This is a genomic window from Sulfurimonas sp., assembly GCF_028694605.1.
In the GTDB taxonomy this organism is placed as follows: Bacteria; Campylobacterota; Campylobacteria; order Campylobacterales; family Sulfurimonadaceae; genus Sulfurimonas.
In genome coordinates this window covers 60,547-79,359 of record NZ_JAQVKP010000005.1, presented here as the reverse complement: position 1 = coordinate 79,359, position 18,813 = coordinate 60,547, and the positions used below count along the sequence as shown (strand labels likewise).

The following is an 18,813-nucleotide window of genomic DNA, read 5'->3' as shown; positions in this document are numbered from 1 at the left end:
TTTTACGCACCAAAACGAACTCGTCCGTTTTGGTGGCAGAGACTAAAGTCCCTGCAACCCCCTAAAGCTACGAAAAATAAAGTTTTTCGAGAAATGTCAGTTATCATCCAAGTTAAAATGTCTCTCTAAATCAGCTTTAAAAAGAAGTATCGGAACGATAATCAAAGAGGCGACTACCGCTGCGATTGTTCCAAATATAAGAGCAACTCCAAGTCCTCCAAAGACTGCATCGCCAGCCAGAAGCGTTGAAGCCAGGATAATGGCTGCTGCTGTTAAAAAGATTGGTTTTGCACGTGTTGCCGTTGCATAAGCAATAGCTTCTGCCTTGCTCATACCGCTATCCTTCATAAGAGAAGCCGTAAAATCTATGAGCAGCAGAGAGTTTCTTGAACTGATACCGATAAGTGCGATAAAGCCGATAAGCGACGTAGCCGTCAAGAAAAAAGTATCTTTTGTAAACAAATCCATGATGTAATGCCCCACAATTACGCCGATGATTGATAAGAAAGAGCCTAAAAGAACGATTCCGCTAAGCGTATAACTCTTATAGTAAACCACCATAAGCAAAAAGATTAGCACAAGTGCGGCGATAAAAGCGGCACCAAGCTCTACAAAGGTATCAAGTGTTACCTCCATCTCTCCGTCCCATATAATTTCATAGACATCTTTGGAAGTTTTGTCTATTAATTTTAGGTTGAAAAGCCCTATTTTTTCAATGTTATACTTTTCTGCAAAAGTATCAATGATAACGTTTCTCGCATCCATAAGAGGATAAACCTGTGAAACCATGTCGGTTTCTGCCATGACATTGGTCATTTTATGGAGGTTTTTGCTCATAATCATAGGATTTGATTTTTTAGGAACAATGGTAACGAGTTCTGTAAGCGGTGTCATCATCCCCATCTGATTCATCAGTTTGAGTGATGAGAGTTTTGCTTTGATGGTGTTTATATCTTTTGATGAGAACTTTTTTGAGTCTCTGCTTAAAGAGAGATAAATAGGAATCTGATCGTTTGCAACAGCAGAGTTTTTTACCGCTATCTGCATGCCCTCAAATGCCAGATATAAAACATCGTTAAGCTGTTTGATATTGATGCCTGAGAGGGAGACCTTGGTGCTGTCAACCTCGACTTCAAAGGTGTCATAAATCTCATCTTGCATAACCTCTACATCCGCCAAGCCCTCTGTTTTTTCAAAAACGTCTTTAACTCTGTTTGCAAGCATACGTATGCCATCGCTGTTTTGTCCGTAAACTTCTGCAACTATTGCTGCCAGAACAGGAGGACCCGCAGGAGGCTCAACAAACGTGATGGTTGTATTGGCATAAAGGGAAGCACATTTTTGTTGGATTTGCGGTCTTATTCTTTGTACCATAAAGTAAGACGGCTCTTCCCTGTGGTGTTTTTTAGTAAGATTGATAACGATTTCAGCAACATTTTCGCTGTTTTTAAAGTGTGACCCTTTGATAAGTCCTGCAAAATCAAGCGGTGCGCCCATTCCCAAAAATATCTCAAAATCAGTAATTTCTTTCTCTTGTTTTAAAAAATCCGCCACACACTCGCTCACTCTGCTTGTTTGTTCAATGGAACTTCCATCGGCGAGCGAGGTGTAGATGGTGAAAGTGTCGTTGTTTTTTCCGGGAAGCATCTTTGCCAAAACCATTTTTGTCGGCGCTATCATAAGCACGGAGAGCGCAAAGGCAACAAAGGTCGCGACAAGAATTAAATTTCTTTTTTTAGGATTTTGGATTCCCTCAAAAACCGTATCTTGAAATTTTTTAAACATGTTTATCCTCGCTGTGAAACTCTGGTTTTTTTAGCATTCTTGCCGCCAAGTAAGGCGTAAAGATATAGGCAACAAAAAGTGATGCTATGAGTGCAACGGGAACGTTTGAGGGAATAGGCTTCATAAACTGCCCCATCATCTGACCGACAAACGCCATAGGTACCATTGTCATAATGATTGCAAGCGTTGCAATATTTGTCGGCGGTCCGATTTCATCCGTAGCTTCAACCATAATGTCATCAACGCTTTTGTGTGCGGACTCTTTTGAGTGGTAGTGTCTGTGGATATTTTCAATGACGATAATCGCCGCATCAACAAGAAGTCCAAGCGAGAGCAAGAAAGCAAAGAGAGTGATGCGGTTTATGGTTTGCCCTGTGAGATATGCCACAAAAAGAGTGATAGCCAAGATAGCCGGAACGGTAAAGGTGACGATGAGTGACTCTCTCCATCCAAGCACCAAGATGAGCAAAATAGCGATGATAACGATGGAGAGGAGCAGGTGAAATACAAGCTCATTGACTGCTTCGTTTGCTCTCTCGCCGTCATTTCTGGTGATGACATAGCCTATATTGTTGCTGTTTAAAAACTCTTTGTAGCTCTCTAGCTCGTTTTTGACGGCATCGGCAATCACAACGGCATTAGTGCCTTGAAGCTTAGAGACGGTAAGTGTAACTTGATTTTGCAGTGGTGAGAAGGTGCCGCTCTCCTCTTTTTTGCTGATTGTTGCCGATTTGAAATTTTGGATATCATAAGAGGAGGTTACGTTTGCGATTTGTCTTAGATAAACCGGTGAACCCATGTACTGTGCGATAATAATATTGCCTATGTCATCTGCACTCTCGATAGCGTTTTTCACGCCTAGCATAATGATTTCATTCTCTTTTGTTCTATTTTTTACGGCCGGAACACTGTAGGAGAGAGATTGGACGCCTTGAACGATTTGTCCCATAGAGATGTTGTAGCCTGAGAGTTTGTTAAAGTCAACTTCGATGTTGAACTGCTGTTTATTGCCGCCTTTAAGCTCTGTTACGGCGACATTTTTAAGACCGTTGATATGGTGTTGTATCTCTTTTACTCTTTCGTAGAGTTCGATTTTGCTCATATTTGCATCTTTTGAGTAAAAAGCGACGGAGACTACAGGGATATCAACATCGATATCAAGCGGTTTGATGATGGGATTCATCGCTCCTTTAGGGAATATATCCATATTTTGCATGATTTTGTCATAGACTTTAAGGTTGGAGTTCTCTTTTTCTTCACCTATAAAAAATGCCGCATTGACGATACCGACATTGTCCATGGACATGCTCATGATGTTTTCAACGCCTTTAACCTCTTTGAGTTTTCTCTCAAGCGGCTTGACGATAACTTTTTCGATTTCAGCGGCACTGGCTCCGGGAAGTGCCACGATAACGGTTGAACCGCTTACTACCATTTGAGGATTTTCCTCGCGAGGCATGATGTTGAGAGCCAAGTAGCCGATGGAGAGCAAAAAGATGCCAAGCACGACAGTAAGTGGATTTCGCAAAAATCCCGATGCAAGTTTACCTGCTATATCTGTGGGTTTGTAGTGAATCATAGCAAAACCTTACTCAATGACTACAGTGGCGTACATGCCAGGATATATCGATTTGTAAACATTTTGAAAGGAGATTTTTATCTTAAATGAGTGTGTCATCGGGTTGGAGCTTGGGATAATGGCGCTGATGGTTCCAACTGTTTGGATATTTTGAGATGGGATATTGACAACCACTTTTTTCCCCTCCTTGATAGTTCCTAGACTGCCCTCTGCAATTTCGGCAGATATCTTGAGTGTAGAGAGGTCTGAGAGTTCAAGTGCCGGCATTCCCGGCATTGCCATCTCTCCTACTTTGATATTTTTAGCAACGATAACACCGTCGTTTGGCGCTGTGATATTGAGATATTTATACTGGTTTTTTACCTCTTCAAGACGTGCTTGTGCTTGCGCAACCTGCTTTTTTGCAATAATAATCATATTGGCAAGATTTTCTTCTGCAAGAGCGAGATTTTCTACTTCAAATTTTGAGACCATATCTTTTTCTAAAAGTCTTTTGTGGCGCTCAAGGTTAAGTTTGACGTTTGTATATTGATTTTGATACATTTGAAGAGAAAGCTCTGCTTGAGATATACCAAGCTGCACTTGTGCAAGGGCAGAATCAATCTCTTTTGAATCGATAGTGTAGAGCAGTTCGCCTTTTTTGACGCTGTCACCCTCTGCAACTTTTACATCTGTAACAAAGCCCATAAAACGGCTTGTTATCATCTTTCTGTTATCACTGATGACTGTCCCCGAGAGTGTTAAACCCTCAGCACTAAGTAGTGTGCTAAGAGCTACTAAAATTGTTGCGATTTTTCTCATTTTTCTTCTCCGTTTGCTAGTTTTTCAAGTGCGAAAATTCTCTCATTTCGTTTATTTATAGTTTGCTGTAGCTGCAAAATCTTTTGAATCTGCTCTGATTGTTTGATGATAACATCGCTCATAGAGGCTAATTTTTCTCTATATCTTGCTTCATAATTGCTGTAGATGGCATCGGCAAGAGTTAACTCTTTTTTGAGCGACTCTATGTCTTTGCCCAGGCTCTCTATCTCGGTGCGTATTTTTTGGATTTGAAGCTCAATCCCGCTGTTTGCAAGAGCAACCTGCGATTTTGTCTTCATATACTCAAGGCGTGATTTCTCAATATTTGCGCCATCAACCCCGCCGTTAAATATGTTAAAAGTAAGCCGTGCTCCAAGCGTGTAGGATTGGTGATCCTCTGCATGGTTTAAAAACTTGTCATCGGCTGTGGAAACTTCTGCAAATGCCCCAACCATCGGATAGTAAGAGGATTTTGCAACATCAATCATACTTTTTTTTACGGCTAGTCCGTTATTTGCCCTTTGGATGTCGAGGTTGCTTTGGAGTATTTCGCTGTTTGAAAGTGTTGGCATTGTAATCTCAAGTGAAGGCGTCTGGATAGAGGTCACTTTTTGGTTTAGCAAAAAGCTGATGTAGTGGTAAAGCAACTCTTTGTTAAACTCCATTTGAGAGAGAAGTCGCTCTACATTTCCCTTTTTTGCTTGGACTTCAAGCAAATCGACTTTTTTTGCATAACCGACATCTATCATCTCTCTTGTCATCGCTTCTAAAGTTTCTATATTTTTTAGTATGACATTTAAGTTTTTCATAGAGTCTTCAAGAAGTGCCATATCGTAGAAGCTTTTTCTGAGTTCGTAAATTTTTTCGTTTATGACTTGAGACTTTTCAAGTTTTCTGATTTTTATAACAGAATCCATAATATCTTCATAGCTTGATATCTTGAAACCTGTAAAAAGCGGAACTTCATATTTGAGTTTGCTTTGGAAGTAGTTTCTTGCGTCCGGGTAGTTTAGGTCTTTTGGCGGCGTGGTGTAGTCAGGTGTTCCTGCCATAAAGTTGTTCATAAACTCTTGCGCCCCAAAATCTCCAAAATTTGCTTCTCGTGAACTAAGTTTAAATCCAAAGACATTTCCCGCATCATCAGAGTTGGCAAAATCTTGGATAAAGTCAAGTTTTCCGTAGTGGTTGCCGGAAGCAATTTTTGCATCTTGCAATGCACTCTCTATGTCGATGCCGGCAGCTTCGACTTCTAAATTTTGCGCTTTGAGCAGTTCAATACCCTTTTTTAGGTCAATCGTCTCGGATGCACCAACTCCAGATACATCAAAAAAGAAGATTAAAATAAAAAAAACAGATAAATATTTCATAGATATCCCTTTCCTCCAGATTAATTTTAAATTATAACATATATTTTGTTTTATTATAAAATTTGAATTTTATGTATTCTATTATAAGTTGGATAAAAAAGTAATTATTTATCCGATTGGATAGATTTTTTAGAGTAGTTTAAGAGCTATAAGGAGATATTTTTGGTTGAATTGGTTTACCATCTCCGAATCTTTCATCATCATCTTGAGTGCTTCAAAAGATGAGTACTGCTTCCGGTGCGGTCTTACGCTTGTAAGTGCATCAAAAACATCGCATATAGCTAAGATGGAAGCAAAATCGCTTATCTTGGATTTTGTGAGATGGTTTGGATAGCCGCTGCCGTCATAGCGTTCATGATGATGCATGACGGCATCCAAGATATATGGGTCATGAATCTTATTTTGCTCAATAATCTCAACACTGTACTTAGGGTGCTGTTGTACGTTCTTACTCTCTGCTTCGCTTAGCCCGGTTGTTTTTTCAATCACTGAATGGTCTATCTTTTTAAGACCTACATCGTGTAGGATTGCGGCTGTACCAAGTTGTAAGAGTTGCTCATCACTGAAGCGGAGTTTATTGCCAAGAATTAGAGAGTAGATAGCAACATGAAGCGAGTGATTTACTAAGGCGTCATTATTGATAAAGTGAGGCATAGTGCTTCTCGCAAAGTTTGAATCATGTTTTATGAGATATATAATTGACTTGATGATAAGTGTAACGCAATTTGCATGTATTTTATTTTCCGGATGATTCATAAAGATTTCAAAAAGTTGTTCGGTAACGTCATAGAGTAGTTCAATTCGCTTTTTTGGGTTATCTCTGTTGTGGCGAATGTAGTATTTGAGGCTTTCACACGATAGTATCTGTTTTGTCTCGTCTGCCTTAGCTATATAGAGCGCTTCTTGCTTTTGCAGTTTTGCATGGAGCGCCTCAGAGATAAGCGTGCCGGCTTCAATGATGATAATATACTCTTCATTCTTTTTTATGCAGATGTCATACGGAATAATCTCGCCTACCACAATAGAGTTTATATCCAGAAGAGTATAGAGATGCGAATAATCTAATTTTGTTTTTACAATTTTCATGGGCGAAATTATAACAGCCAAATCTTATATGTTTCTTGCTAAAATTTTATTTTCAATCAAAGGCAAAAATGAAATGCAGGTAATAGTCGATTCTCTTCGTAAAAAAGGTAAACTTTATAAAAAAATGCAAGAGATTACTCCAAATGAACTCGGTATAAGAAATAAGATAAAAATATACAAGGCTACGGATGTCGGCGGCTATTTTTGGGCTATTTTTGCCGTGAGTCAAAAGAGCAAACTGCTTATGAAAGATGTACATAGGTTTGAAGAGATTTATGCAAAACTCACGTTATACATGGGACATAACTTTAAACATAAAGTTCTCTTTATCGATGCACCGCTTTGTTCAAAAGCTAAAGATGCATTTTTGCAGCAGGGCTGGAAAATTCACTAATGCTTCTTTGTGATATCGGCAATACAACCTACCATTTTTTGGACGGTGAAAAATCATACAAAGAGGACGCAAAACTCTTTAATCCGTTTCTTGTAAAAGAGAGAGTTTTTTATATCTGCGTCAATGCAGAGGTTAGGGAGCGTATAGAGCCGCTTGAAAACTGGGTTGATTTGTCTCTTTACATAGAGAGAAAAAAGTATTATGAGACGATGGGAATCGACAGGATTATAGCGTGTGAGGCGATTGCACACGGTGTAGTTGTGGATGCGGGAAGTGCTATAACTGTTGATGTGGTAAGAGAGGGTGTGTTTGAGGGCGGTTTTATCTATGCAGGGGTAAAAGCGATGCAGGATTGTTACAAAAATATCTCTGCCGCACTTGAATACTCATTTAACTTTGAGCTTGATTTGGATAGAATGCCGAAAAATTCCCGTGATGCCATCAGCTATGGTTATCTGAAGCCATTTTGCACTGAAGTGCTCTCTTATGGCATGCCGATATATCTAACCGGCGGTGATGCAAAGCTCTTTGACAAGCTTTTTGTGGATGCGTATGTTGATGAGACGTTGCTTTTTAAAGGGATGACAAATATTATGAAAAAGGCTGATTTATGCTAACAGTTGCACTTCCAAAAGGTCGTATCGCAAAAGAGACTTTAGAGATTTTTGAGACTATTTTTGGTGAGGGCTTTGCGTTTGATGATAGAAAGCTCATCCTAGAGACACCAAAGTTTCGTTTTTTGCTTGTGAGAAATCAAGATGTTGCGACTTATGTCTTTCATCAAGCCGCAGATATCGGTGTTGTAGGGCTTGATACACTCGAAGAGCAGGGACTTGATGTTATCAGGCTTCTTGATTTGAAGCGCGGTATCTGCAAGGTGGCTATCGGGATGAAAAAGGGCGAGAAGTTTGACCTTGACAAACCTGAAATCAAAGTGGCGACAAAGATGGTAAACATCACAAAACGCTACTTTGAGGAGCGTGCGGTATCTGTTGACATCATCAAGCTTTACGGCTCTATCGAACTCGCTCCGCTTATCGGTCTTGCCGATATGATAGTAGATGTGGTTGAGACGGGTGCGACTATGAAGCAAAACGGTTTGGAAGTAGTGCAAGATATGATGACATCATCCACTTATCTCATCGCCAACAAAAACAGTTATATTGCTAAAAAAGATGAAGTTTTGGATATCTATGAGAAGATAAATGCAGTCATCAAAGCAGAGCAGCATGACTAACCTTGACCTTTACGCAAAAGCCGAACATCTTCTTGGCATAGAAGAGGCGACGGAAGCGCTTTATGACCTCTATCGTTCTGAGTTGGACGGGTATGCCGTAAAAACGCTCTTAGACATCGGCTGTGGGCGTGGCGGATTTATGCAGCGTATGCAAAGTGACGGTGTTGTCTGCAAAGGAATCGATCTTAGCGCCGTGATGGTGGAAGAGTGCAGAGCGGTTGGTTTGGATGCCGAGTGTGTCGATGTGGCAGACGTTGACGGAAAGTACGATGCAATTGTAGCCATCTTTGATGTGCTTAACTTTTTAAACGAAGAAGAGCTTTTGCTTTTTTTGGATGCAGTTGCGCATAGGCTGAATGATGACGGTGTTTTTATTGCGGATATCAACACGCTTTATGGCTTTAGAGATGTGGCAGAAGGTACGATGAGCAGTGAAAATGAGAACGAATTTCTCGTGGTTGATGCCACATTTGAGGATGAAAAACTCTATACAAAGTTCACTCTTTTTCTCAAAGAGAATGAAGAAAAAGGCGATGATGCAAGATATACAAAATACCAAGATACCATTGTGCAGTATTTTCATAAACTAAAACTCTTTGAGAAACTGCCGACACTTAAGCTCATAGACAAACAGACTTTTTCACTCTACGACACAAAGGACAAAACGCTTCTTATCTTTAAAAAGCGTTAAGGTGCCCTTAAGCCTTTTTTATTTGCCAATTTTAAAAATAGCTCCATTTTTCTCTATCAAGCAAAAATACAGATAAACATAACTTTAAAAACATTCTCTTGTTTTTTCAGAAAGTTCATAAAAAAGAAATAAAGGCTAAAATTTGTCAAAATTATGTCAAGGAATAAAAATGAAAAAAAGTTTAGTAGCTGTTTTGATGGTGTTATCGCTTCTCTCTAGTGCGAATGCGAGTGAAAAAACAGGATGCGTGTTAGCGCAAAGCGGTGATGTTGAGGTGAGTTGGATAGGATATAAAACACCAAAAAAAGTCGGTGTGGGCGGAGTTTTTGATAAAGTTGCTTATACTCCTGCAACAAAAGAGGGAGAGAATTTCCGTACTATTTTGGTAGGTTCTTCTGTTGTTATCGATAGTTCAAGCGTAAACTCCAAACATGCAGACCGTGATGCAAAACTTGCAAAATTTTTCTTCGGCATGATGAAAGAAAAAAACATCAATGCAAAAATCGTTGATATAAAGGCAGACAAAAAAGTCAAAGATGCTCCAAGAACCGGTGTTGTGGATGTGGAGATAGAGATGAACGGTGTTAAAAAAGTTGTTCCGATGACTTATAGTTTTGCAAATGAGATTTTTGAGGCAAAAGGGAGTATCGACATCTTAGATTTTCAAGCAAATAGCGCACTCAAAGGTATCAATGAGGCGTGTTTTGACCTGCATGATGGAAAAACATGGAGTGAAGCGGGGATTGGCTTTAAGATGAAAATCCTAGCGACACTTTGTAATACTAAATAGTAGCAAACTCTATAGCACTCTTTATAGCGTTCATATAGCTAAGAGTGCTTGCTTTGCCCTGATAGGCGATGTCAAATGCTGTTCCGTGATCTACGGAAGTTCTAATGATGGGCAGGTTTAGCGAAACATTGATACTCTCGTCAAAGTATAGCGCTTTGAGCGGAGCCAAACCTTGGTCGTGGTACATAGCGACAAAGTGAGAAAATCTCTCACGAGCGTGAGGTGTAAAAGCGGTGTCGGGAACGAGTGCGCCGACAAATACCTCTTTACCGATACTTTTGTTTGCCTCTTCTATGGCTGCTTCTATAATTTTCTCTTCATCCCCCAAAACGCCGTTGTCTCCCGCATGAGGGTTTAGTCCCAAAACTCCAAATTGTTTGTCGCCAATAGCTCTGTTTAAGTCAAGAAAAAAGTGCAAAAGTCCATTTTTGGTGATATGGCTTGCTACCTCTCTTAGAGGGATATGTTCGGTGTAGAGCGCAACAAAGAGTCTTTCGCACCCAAGCATCATAATGGCGTCTTTTTTAAAGTAGTCACGGAGTAAATCGGTATGCCCTTTGTACTTTAAACCGCAGAGCATCCACGCCTCTTTGTGGATAGGAAGAGTAACAACAGCGTCTGCTTTTTTCGCCTCACACAGTTTGATGGCGCTTAAAAATGAGTCATAGGAGTATCTCCCCGCATCCGCCTCGACACACCCCTCTTTGATGTTAAAGCTGCCATCAACCTTAAATATCTCAAAATCAGACGGCGGAGTGATATCCAAAAGTTCGCAAGCCTGATGGAGCATGTAAGAGTTAATGCAGTAGAGCGGCTTGCATATCTTTGCTACCTCCGCATGCGCTTTGAGTGCTATCTCAATCCCCACACCGTTTAGGTCGCCTATGCTTATGGCTATGGTTTTTTTATCAAAAGAGTTCTGCATGACTTCCTATCTCCACAAGAGCAAGTTCTAGTATATTTTCGTTAATTCTATAGATGAGAAGCAAATCAGGTTTTATATGACACTCTCTACAGTCTTTATAGTTTCCAATGAGCTGATGGTCTTTGTATTTTGGTTCTAAAACTTCTGCATTTGCCAGCTTTTCAATGATAAAGAGTGCATCATCTTGATGCTTTATAGATAGTTTTTTAAAACCTTTCTTAAAAGAGGCGGTTCTGAAAATTTCGTATTTCAAGAGAGTAAATCTCTTTTTAAATCTTCCATACTTTTAAACTTTTCGCCCTTTCTTGCTTCTAGCTCTTCAAGTGCTATTTTCATTCTCTCTTGCGGGACTTTAAGTTCAAAAGGTATGGAGTGTGTTAAGGCAACTTGTTTGCAAAAGAGGTTGATTCCATCACTCAAACTGAGTCCATATTGCTTCAAAACTTCTATTGTTATCGCTTTTGCTTCACTGTCTAAGCGTATGCTTGTGCTAGCTCTCATAAAAATACCTCAATTTTTTTATTTAATTGTACCACATTTGTGGTGCAATTTATCTTGTTGTAAGTCTCTTCATCTCTCTAACCGCTTCTGCCAGACCGCTAAATACGCTTTTTGCTATGATGCTTTGCCCTATGTTTAGCTCCGTGATTTCGGCGATTTTCATCATTTCATGAACATTGTGGTAGTTTAGTCCGTGTCCTGCGGCAACTTCAAGTCCTATCTTTTTGGCATGTTTTGCGGCTTGTGTGATGGCGGTAAGCGACTTTTCAAGTCTTATAGAGAGTTCGTAGCGTGGAAGTTGCAGCTCTTTTACGGAGTGGTTTGAGTGGGAGAGTGAAGAGTTTAGCATTGCGTATATGTTGGCAAAGCTTCCCGTATGAAGTTCTACCATCTCCGCACCAAGCGCTTTTGATTTCTCCACCGCTTCAATGGTCGGGTCGATAAAGAGTGATACGGGGATGATGTAGTCATGCAAGAGTTCGATTGCATAATTTATCTCATCTTCATACCCAAAAACATCAAGTCCGCCCTCTGTGGTAACTTCCTCTCTCTTTTCAGGAACAAGCGTTGCACGGTGCGGTTTGAGGTCTGTGACAATCTCTAAGATGCTTTTGTTGATGGAACACTCCAAGTTTACGGGCAGGGCAGAGTGCTTTATGATTGAGTAGGCATCCGCATCTTGGATATGGCGTCTGTCTTCTCTTAGATGGATGGTTATCTGGTCTGTTCCGCTTTGGCATGCGACAAAAAGTGCATTTAAAATATCGGGGTCATTGACCTTTCTTGCTTCTCGCAAAACTGCTACATGGTCTATGTTTACGCCAAGTTTCATGGTAATTCCTACTTTGAGTTATTTGAACGATGGAGTGGGTGCTGGTAGTCGTTTCGCTCACATCCGCCGAGTATAGTGATGATACTGAGTGCCGCTAAAGTGGTGAGAATGATTTTTTGCATTTTATATCCCTAAAAAGTTTTTAAAATTATAGCATCGATTTCGTCGATACTCTTTATGTGAGCAAAGCAGCTTTTGCTGCCGCAAATCATAAATCCATCATCGTCTGAGGCTTTTTTGAGTACAAACGGGTAGGCGAGCGAAGCAAGGGCGGTGCTGTTTGCTTCAAGGTTGCGTATGTTTGACTTGACAACTCTGTCGCCTAGCACATAGCGCAAAGTTTGACGAAGCATGGCAGGGTAGAGTATGGGGCGTCGTCCCAGTTCATAAGAGTTGTACTCCAGTGTTTTAAAGGCAAAATGGGTGTATTTTTCATCTTCCAGCAGTGTGCCAAGAGAGAGCAAAACATCGACCATTATGGCTACGGAGCTTGTGTAGGTGTTGTCCGAAATCTCCGCTTTTGTTTCAAAATCGCCTCTGCTAAACCTCCACACTCCTTTGTCGTAAAACTTCTCAAGTGCCGTATTTGCGAACTGTTGCGCACTGATAAGGTAGAGTTCATTAGCGGTTGCGTCAAATGCTTCAATGAGTGCCTGAGATAAAAAGGCGTAATCTTCCAAAAATGCCTCTATTTTTGGAATTTTGCGGATAAGCGTGGTGTGATAGAGCGTACCCTCAACAAACATACTCTCCAAAAGCGTATCAAGTGCGGTGATGGCTCTTTGTTTGTAGCGCACATCTACTTTGCCTAAGAGAAACAGTGCTTTTATCATCATGCCAGACCATGAGGTTTGGATTTTTTTGTCGATAAATGGGTATTCTCTTTTGGCTCTTATGGTTTGAAGAGTGCTTTTGATGTCCTCAAAATTCATCGGCGGTGTGCCGTCTAATCTGATGATATTTTTGCCCTCAAAGTTGCCGTTTTGGCTTACACTCAGCTCTTCTAAACTCTCTTTATCCAGTTCGCTAAGTTCTTCATAGCCGTAGGTGTAGTACACTCCCTCTTCGCCCTCGCTGTCTGCATCGCTTGCGCTGTACATCAGAGCATCTTCACTCATGTGGTTGTGCCAAAAGTCGGCAATCTCTTTGGCTATGCGTAAAAAATCCTCATTTTTGTACGTAAGATAGGCGTTTGTGTAGAGCTCGCAAAGCAGGGCGTTGTCGTAGAGCATCTTTTCAAAATGTGGTACTAGCCACTTCTCATCCACGCTGTAGCGGCAAAATCCGCCATCAACCACATCATACATACCGCCTTTTTTCATCTGTTCCAACGTGTTTATAACCATCGCTTTTGCGGCTTTGTCGCCGTAGAGTTTATCTATAACAAGAAGCGTGTTAAGTGTAGAGGCGTGTGGAAACTTTGGAGCAACGGAAAAACCGCCGTAGGTTGTTTCGTAGTTGTTTTTTGCTTGGTGCATGAAGTTTTTGACAAAATCCTCACTCAGAACCGTTGCCTCTTTTGGATGTTCTTGATGTTTTATATACCCCTCAATCTCATCTGCATTTTGAAGCAGTTGCATGTCGTGGGAGGAGATTTTGTCTGCTATAAGTTTACTCAGCTCCACAAAACCCATTGCATTGGAGTTTATATCTTGCGTGTGTGGCGGTATGTAAGTTCCAGCATAGAATGGTTTGTTTTGTGGTGTGCAGAAGATAGAAGTAGGCCATCCGCCGGCTCTACGGTTAAGCAGCATATAGACTTCCTGATAGTGTTTGTCTATGTCGGGACGCTCTTCGCGGTCAACTTTGATGCAGATAAAGTGCTTGTTGAGTATGTCTGCACACTCTTTGTTTGTAAAGACATTTTCCTCCATGACATGACACCAATGGCATGAGGAGTAGCCGATGGAGATAAAAATGGCTTTGTTTTCATCTTTTGCCCTCTCAAACGCCTCGTCGCACCACGGATACCAGTCCACCGGGTTGTCTTTATGTTGTTGTAAGTATGGGGAATCTTCTGATTTTAATCTATTTGACATTTTCGTTCTTTGTTTTTGCAGATTATACCCATCACTATTTTTTTTTGCACTTAAAGCCTCTGTCTTGGGTATTTTTTAATTTTATTATTATAATTTATAAATATAATAGTAACGAGAAATAAAAAAATGATGAGAAGATGCAGCACGGTAAAAAAATAATATTTACTATTTTAGCGGTTCAGACGTTTAGTTTTCTGATTCTTATGTATCTTGGACACTATCAGTATATTACCGTGCTGGATATGACAGTTTCTAAAAAAGAGCGTGATACGGCGCAGCTGATAAATAGTATATTTGAAAATATAAAAGATGAGTATGGCAAATACGCAAGGGAGATAGTATCAAACCCAAATATAGCCGAGGCATTTGCAAAAAAAGACAGAAAAGAGCTTTTGAGATTGACTATGCCTATCTATAAAGAGTTAAAAGGGTATAACGAGTTTTTATCCATTATGCACTTTCATACTGTTGATAACCATAGTTTCTTACGTCTTCAAAAGCCTAATAGCTTTGGAGATTATCTTGGCGATATCCGACCCATTATAGTCAAAACAAATCTCTCAAAAGAGGCAAGCTCTGGCTTGGAAGTCGGAAAACACGGCGTTAGCTATAGGGTTGTATTTCCGGTTTTTTATGATGGCAAATATGCAGGCGCATTTGAGTTGGGTTTGGATATCAAATACCTTATCTCAAAACTTGCAGTCTCAAACGAGTATGTACCGCTTTTTTTAATCGATAAAAAAGCGGCAGAGCCTATTTTTATGTACTCTCAAGGTGTTGATGACTATCTGGCAAAATTTTCTGATGAGTATCTTATCGTAAAGTACAAATCATCGGCTAAAGATGAAGAGAATGTCTTAGATGTTATTGATGAGAGAATTGTTAACGAAGATAACTATTTTGTAAAACAGAACAAAAAAGAGTATCTGGTTTTTAAAAGTTTTGTTTTGGAAGATTACAACGAAAAACCCGTTGGTTACTTTGTTTTCAAAAATGAGATGGATTATTATAAAAATACGATTTTGTTTATCAGGTGGTTTTCTATCATTACCTCTGTTCTTATTATCATCGCCATCGCTCTGCTTGTGAATGTATTGATACGAAAATATACTAAAAAAATCAATGAGCAAAAAGAGATTTTGGATTTTCAGGCACATCATGATGCACTTACGGGGCTTCCAAACAGGATTTTATTTAACGATAGATTGGGACAAGCTATAATCAAAGCGGAGCGTCAAAAAACAGAGTTTGCTCTCTTTTTTATTGATTTGGATAGATTTAAACAGATTAACGACTCTTTGGGACATATATTTGGAGATAAAGTTTTAAAAGTTATAGCAAAAAGGCTGCTTGGAGTTGTTCGCAGGGAGGATTCACTCTCACGTTTAGGCGGTGATGAATTTACGCTTTTAGCAGAAGATTTAAAGCAAGAGATAGATATTTCAGCACTTGCAAAAAAGATTATTGCAGTGCTAGCAGAACCTATTCTCATAGAGGATAATACGCTTTATGTCACCACGAGTATAGGAATAAGCATCTTTCCAAAAGATAATACCAATGCGGATAATCTCTTAAAATATGCAGACGCTGCAATGTACAGAGCCAAAGAAGAGGGCAGAAATAACTTCCAATACTACTCTGCTGAGATGACGGAACTAGCACTCAAAAGAGTTGTTATGGAAGCAAATTTGAGAAAAGCTTTGAAAAATGAGGAATTTTTTGTCTATTATCAGCCTCAGGTTCAGAGTAGAACAGGCAAGATAGTCGGTATGGAAGCACTTGTTAGATGGAGACATCCGACAGAGGGGCTGATTTATCCAAACAGTTTTATACAATTGGCGCAAGATACGGGGCTTATTGTGGCAATTGACCGTTTTGTTATGAAAATAGCTATGAAACAGGTGTCCAAGTGGTACGCACAAGGTCTTAACCCCGGAGTGCTTGCGCTAAATCTTGCTATGAAACAGCTGGCAAAAGAGGATTTTATAGATACCTTAAACGCTATGTTTGAAGAGTGTAAATTTCAACCGCAGTGGCTTGAGTTGGAAGTCACGGAGGGTGAGATTATGAAAAATCCACAAAATGCCATTGAGGTTCTAAGAAAAATTAGCGACATGGGGATAGAGCTTGCGGTGGATGATTTTGGTACTGGCTACTCCTCTCTTTCATACTTAAAGCGTCTTCCGATTGATAAGCTAAAGATTGACAAATCGTTTGTTGACGGGCTTCCCGACAATGAAGAAGATGTCAGTATCGCAAGAGCCATTGTCGCTCTTGCGCATAGTTTGAAACTAAGCGTTATAGCAGAGGGTGTCGAAAATGCGGAGCAAAAGGAGTTTTTGGCGCAAAACGAATGCGATTTTATACAAGGCTACTACTACTCCAAACCAATGCCATCAAACGAGATGCAAGAGTTGCTTAAAAATGGAAGCAACTGTTTTTTAAATAAATGAGATTATCCCATTGGCTACCTTGTTTAAAGGCAACTGCTTCTCAACCGCTCCGATTTCGTAAGCGACTTTTGGCATACCGTAAACTACGCAGCTTGCTTCATCTTGTCCTATTGTTCTTGCCCCTGCGTTTTTCATGGCAAGCAGTCCTTTGGCTCCATCGCCGCCCATTCCGGTTAAGATAACGCCTATAGCATTGGCACCGGCGATTTTGGCAACTGAGTTAAACAAAACATCGGCAGACGGTCTGTGTCCTGAGACTTTTTCTCCGCCGCCAATCTCGACATAGTATCTGGCTCCTGAGCGTCTCACAACCATATGGTAATCTCCGGGAGCGATAAGTGCAACACCCGGAATGATGGAGTCTCCGTTTTTGGCTTCTCTGACCTCTATACTGCACAATGAGTTAAGTCTTTGGGCAAACTGGGCTGTAAAATTTGCGGGCATGTGCTGTACTATTATCATTCCCGGAGCGTTTCTAGGAAGTGCCATAAGTACATCTTTGAGTGCTTCCGTTCCGCCCGTGGAAGCACCGATAGCTACTATTTTGTTTGTAGTTTGGGTCAGTGAAGTTTGGTTTGCCGCCTGTGGAGCGGTGAGTGTTTTTTTGAACACTTTTGCTTTTGCGGCGGCTTTGACTTTAGCGATAAGCTCGTCACGCATCTCATCTTTTCCATCATAGATGTGTGAGTGCGGTTTTGGAACAAAGTCAACCGCACCGGTCTCTAGGGCTTCTAGTGTTGTTTTTGCCCCGCTTTGGGTAAGCGAAGAGACCATGATAACGGGAAGAGGCATGTAGTGCATAAGTTTTTTTAAAAATGTTATCCCGTCCATGCGGGGCATCTCAACATCAAGACATATAACGTCAGGTCTAAGCTCAACTATCTTGTCTCTTGCTACAAAAGCGTCAGAGGCTGTTCCTATAACCTCTATGGACGCATCTGATGTTAAGATATCGCCAAGAACTGCTCTTGCGGTTGCACTGTCATCCACGATTAAAACTCTAATAGCCATCTTTAAGTCCTTATTTATCTATCTCAAAAATCTGATTTTGCGGTATATTTCAACAGCACTTTGCCGTTTTGTACATTAAGCTGGATTTTTCTTCCAAGGGTTCCGCCCAAATCCTCGGCAACTATTTTTATTTTATAGTCGTTTAAAATCTCTTTTGCAACCAAGATATTTTTCTCTCCCACCATTATATTTTGATTGGAATTTAAAAAATATATTGATGCGCCTCCAAATATTTTTGCTTCAATATTGCCGATATTGCTACCTTGCTCTAACATGGCTTCTATAAGTTTTGGAGTAGAGATGTTGCCAAATTTTAAAGATTGCAAACCGTTGCCATTCCAAAATGGGAGCAGATAGTGGTTCATGCCGCCTATGCAAAGCTTTTTGTCATACAGACAAACTGCCACGCAAGAGCCTAAAACAGTGCTTATGCTTGTAGAGCCTCTGTCCACATGTATTTGACCGACATGTATAAAGTTAGTGCATAAGTTTGTCATTATATTTCAATTGCATTATCAAAAGATTCAAATAAAAACTCATCCCAGCCGCAAGCCTCAGAATCTTGAACTGTTTTGTTTAGCGGCAAAAGAACTTTAAAAGTTACAAAATTATTTTCTGCATCATAGTCAACACTTCCGCATAAATTTTCGCAAAGCTCTCTTACAATGCTTAGTCCAACCCCAAGTCCATGTGAGTTGTCTATTTTTTGTGAAAAACGGGTAAAAACTTCGGGCTTAGAGTTTACTTTTGGAAGAGTACCTCTGTTTTTTACGAGGATTTTTAAAGCGGAATTTTCTATGCTAAGTTCTACAAAAAGCGTTGCATCATCGGGAGCGTACATACATCCGTTTGCAATGAGGTTTTTTAAGATTGTATATACCTTTTTTGAATCTATGATGATTCTGCTTTTTAGTAAGTTGTTTATCTCTATTTTGCTTTTTTTTTCATCAATCACATATCTTAGATCTTGGATAATTTCATTGACAATCTTTTGGATATCTGTAAGCGAATATGAATTTTGGCTGTTTCCGCTCTCTATTTCGGCTACAGTTATAAGATTTTGGATTTTAAAGTCTAGACTGAGTGCTTCTTGACGGATAGTTGCAAAGATTTTTTCGTTTTTAGCATCATCTTGGATTTTTAAGTGTGGCAACATACCCAAAATAGCGGTCATCGGGTTATTGAAATTGTTTGCAATAAGAGATAAAAAAAGCGTCTCCGCCTTCTTGCTCTCAATGAGCTTTTTGTTTAAATCCAAAATTTTTTTGCTTAAAAACTTTACTTCGTTTTCTAAAATCTCTTTTTGCTCCTCATTTTGCATT

Annotated in this window: 19 protein-coding genes; 6 read left to right on the top strand and 13 right to left on the bottom strand. The window is 40.0% G+C overall.

The window, feature by feature from the left end; all coding sequences use genetic code 11:
* Positions 1-96: 96 nt before the first annotated feature.
* From PHY84_RS04250 to PHY84_RS04230, 5 genes are all read right to left on the bottom strand, one after another.
* Positions 97-1,785, bottom strand: coding sequence for an efflux RND transporter permease subunit (locus tag PHY84_RS04250; protein ID WP_299858094.1), 1,689 nt, complete (start codon positions 1,783-1,785; stop codon positions 97-99).
* Positions 1,778-3,364 carry an efflux RND transporter permease subunit gene (locus tag PHY84_RS04245; protein WP_299858092.1) on the bottom strand — a complete coding sequence of 529 codons (1,587 nt, stop codon included), beginning with the start codon at positions 3,362-3,364 and terminating at the stop codon, positions 1,778-1,780. Before PHY84_RS04245 ends, PHY84_RS04250 begins: the two co-directional genes overlap by 8 nt.
* Positions 3,365-3,373: 9 nt before the next feature.
* The gene (locus PHY84_RS04240; RefSeq protein ID WP_299858089.1) at positions 3,374-4,165 is read right to left on the bottom strand and encodes an efflux RND transporter periplasmic adaptor subunit; all 792 of its coding nucleotides are present in this window, start codon (positions 4,163-4,165) and stop codon (positions 3,374-3,376) included.
* Positions 4,162-5,532 (bottom strand): TolC family protein, encoded by a 1,371-nt coding sequence (locus PHY84_RS04235; protein ID WP_299858087.1) that lies wholly within the window; start codon positions 5,530-5,532, stop codon positions 4,162-4,164. The genes PHY84_RS04240 and PHY84_RS04235 overlap by 4 nt, the downstream gene beginning before the upstream one ends.
* Positions 5,533-5,661: 129 nt before the next feature.
* Complete coding sequence (locus tag PHY84_RS04230) at positions 5,662-6,618, bottom strand: HD domain-containing phosphohydrolase (RefSeq protein WP_299858085.1); 957 nt, start codon at positions 6,616-6,618, stop codon at positions 5,662-5,664.
* A gap of 73 nt (positions 6,619-6,691) precedes the next feature.
* On the opposite strand from PHY84_RS04230, the gene PHY84_RS04225 reads away from it, so the two are divergent.
* The 5 genes from PHY84_RS04225 (at position 6,692) to PHY84_RS04205 (ending at position 9,730) form a co-directional block, all read left to right on the top strand.
* A complete protein-coding gene (locus tag PHY84_RS04225) occupies positions 6,692-7,012 on the top strand; it encodes a hypothetical protein (protein WP_299858083.1) in 321 nt (106 codons plus the stop codon).
* Positions 7,012-7,629: a type III pantothenate kinase gene (locus PHY84_RS04220; RefSeq protein ID WP_299858081.1), complete on the top strand. Its 618-nt coding sequence runs from the start codon at positions 7,012-7,014 to the stop codon at positions 7,627-7,629. Before PHY84_RS04225 ends, PHY84_RS04220 begins: the two co-directional genes overlap by 1 nt.
* Complete coding sequence (gene hisG / locus PHY84_RS04215; protein ID WP_299858078.1) at positions 7,623-8,249, top strand: ATP phosphoribosyltransferase; 627 nt, start codon at positions 7,623-7,625, stop codon at positions 8,247-8,249. The genes PHY84_RS04220 and hisG overlap by 7 nt, the downstream gene beginning before the upstream one ends.
* Complete coding sequence (locus tag PHY84_RS04210) at positions 8,218-8,940, top strand: class I SAM-dependent methyltransferase (protein ID WP_299858076.1); 723 nt, start codon at positions 8,218-8,220, stop codon at positions 8,938-8,940. Before hisG ends, PHY84_RS04210 begins: the two co-directional genes overlap by 32 nt.
* A 169-nt stretch (positions 8,941-9,109) precedes the next feature.
* Positions 9,110-9,730, top strand: coding sequence for a YceI family protein (locus tag PHY84_RS04205; protein WP_299858074.1), 621 nt, complete (start codon positions 9,110-9,112; stop codon positions 9,728-9,730).
* Here the strand turns inward: PHY84_RS04205 and pdxA are convergent.
* The 5 genes from pdxA to PHY84_RS04180 form a co-directional block, all read right to left on the bottom strand.
* Positions 9,723-10,655 (bottom strand): 4-hydroxythreonine-4-phosphate dehydrogenase, encoded by a 933-nt coding sequence (pdxA, locus tag PHY84_RS04200; protein ID WP_299858072.1) that lies wholly within the window; start codon positions 10,653-10,655, stop codon positions 9,723-9,725. The genes PHY84_RS04205 and pdxA overlap by 8 nt on opposite strands.
* Entirely contained in the window at positions 10,639-10,908 is a 270-nt protein-coding gene (locus PHY84_RS04195) for a type II toxin-antitoxin system YafQ family toxin (protein ID WP_299858070.1), read from the bottom strand. Before PHY84_RS04195 ends, pdxA begins: the two co-directional genes overlap by 17 nt.
* Positions 10,905-11,156 carry a type II toxin-antitoxin system RelB/DinJ family antitoxin gene (locus PHY84_RS04190; protein WP_299858068.1) on the bottom strand — a complete coding sequence of 84 codons (252 nt, stop codon included), beginning with the start codon at positions 11,154-11,156 and terminating at the stop codon, positions 10,905-10,907. The genes PHY84_RS04195 and PHY84_RS04190 overlap by 4 nt, the downstream gene beginning before the upstream one ends.
* Before the next feature lie 49 nt (positions 11,157-11,205).
* Positions 11,206-11,988 carry a pyridoxine 5'-phosphate synthase gene (locus PHY84_RS04185; protein WP_299858066.1) on the bottom strand — a complete coding sequence of 261 codons (783 nt, stop codon included), beginning with the start codon at positions 11,986-11,988 and terminating at the stop codon, positions 11,206-11,208.
* Positions 11,989-12,119: 131 nt separating this feature from the next.
* Positions 12,120-14,027 (bottom strand): thioredoxin domain-containing protein, encoded by a 1,908-nt coding sequence (locus PHY84_RS04180; RefSeq protein WP_299858064.1) that lies wholly within the window; start codon positions 14,025-14,027, stop codon positions 12,120-12,122.
* 137 nt (positions 14,028-14,164) lie between these two features.
* Here PHY84_RS04180 and PHY84_RS04175 point away from each other — a divergent pair, with 137 nt between their 5' ends.
* Entirely contained in the window at positions 14,165-16,480 is a 2,316-nt protein-coding gene (locus tag PHY84_RS04175) for an EAL domain-containing protein (RefSeq protein WP_299858062.1), read from the top strand.
* Here PHY84_RS04175 and PHY84_RS04170 read toward each other — a convergent pair.
* The 3 genes from PHY84_RS04170 to PHY84_RS04160 are packed head-to-tail and all read right to left on the bottom strand — an operon-like array spanning position 16,469 to position 18,812.
* Positions 16,469-17,491: a chemotaxis response regulator protein-glutamate methylesterase gene (locus PHY84_RS04170; protein ID WP_299858060.1), complete on the bottom strand. Its 1,023-nt coding sequence runs from the start codon at positions 17,489-17,491 to the stop codon at positions 16,469-16,471. The genes PHY84_RS04175 and PHY84_RS04170 overlap by 12 nt on opposite strands.
* Before the next feature lie 23 nt (positions 17,492-17,514).
* Positions 17,515-17,988, bottom strand: coding sequence for a chemotaxis protein CheD (locus PHY84_RS04165; protein ID WP_299858058.1), 474 nt, complete (start codon positions 17,986-17,988; stop codon positions 17,515-17,517).
* Positions 17,988-18,812 carry a HAMP domain-containing sensor histidine kinase gene (locus PHY84_RS04160; RefSeq protein ID WP_299858056.1) on the bottom strand — a complete coding sequence of 275 codons (825 nt, stop codon included), beginning with the start codon at positions 18,810-18,812 and terminating at the stop codon, positions 17,988-17,990. Before PHY84_RS04160 ends, PHY84_RS04165 begins: the two co-directional genes overlap by 1 nt.
* Position 18,813 lies beyond the last annotated feature (1 nt).